The organism is Micromonospora sonneratiae (genome assembly GCF_042679305.1).
Lineage (GTDB): Bacteria > Actinomycetota > Actinomycetes > Mycobacteriales > Micromonosporaceae > Micromonospora_H > Micromonospora_H sonneratiae.
In genome coordinates this window covers 1-649 of sequence record NZ_JBHTMP010000174.1, presented here as the reverse complement: position 1 = coordinate 649, position 649 = coordinate 1, and the positions used below count along the sequence as shown (strand labels likewise).

Sequence of the window (649 nt, the reverse complement as noted above, 5' to 3'; positions counted from 1 at the left end):
CGCCGCCCGGCGGCCCCCGTCCGCCCCGTCCACCCCGTCCACCTCGCCTGCCTCGTCCGGGGCCGGCTTCCGTCCCGCCGCCCCCGCCGGGACCGGTGCCCTTCAGTAACGCGCCGGTCACCCACACTCCGCTGCCCGCGCCGTTCGGGACGACCGCCGGCCCCACCTTCAGCCACCCGGCGGCCCCGTCCACACCATCCGCACCGCCGTCCGGCGCTGTCCCGGCCGCGCCGTTCTCCCACCCGCCCCCGCCGAGTACGCCGTCCCCAGCCGCACCACCGGCACGGGTCGCCTTCAGCGACGCCACGACGACCGCGCCGAGATCCGCACCGGGCGGTCCGGCACCGGCGGTGACGTTCTCGGCCGCACTAGCGCCGCAGACCGCCCCGCGTCGGCCACCTTCCCCGGTCACACCGGTGTTCTCCGCAGCTCCGGCCGCACCGGTAGCCGGCAGGCCACGACACGCCTCAACCCCGGCAACGCGACCCACAGCGGCGAGACGTGCCACCCCGAACGGGCAAGCCGCCGCGAACGCGGGCACCCCGGCGGTTGTGAACACCGCCGCCGCCCGGCCAGCACCGGCCACCAGCACGGCCCGGCCTCGTCCACCGGCCTCGTCCGTCCCACCGCCCCGGGACGATCGGCGGTC

Annotated in this window: 1 pseudogene; it reads right to left on the bottom strand. The window is 78.3% G+C overall.

The features are described from left to right. A pseudogene (locus ACFQ4H_RS34860) lies at positions 1 to 649 on the bottom strand (hypothetical protein); the annotation flags it as partial.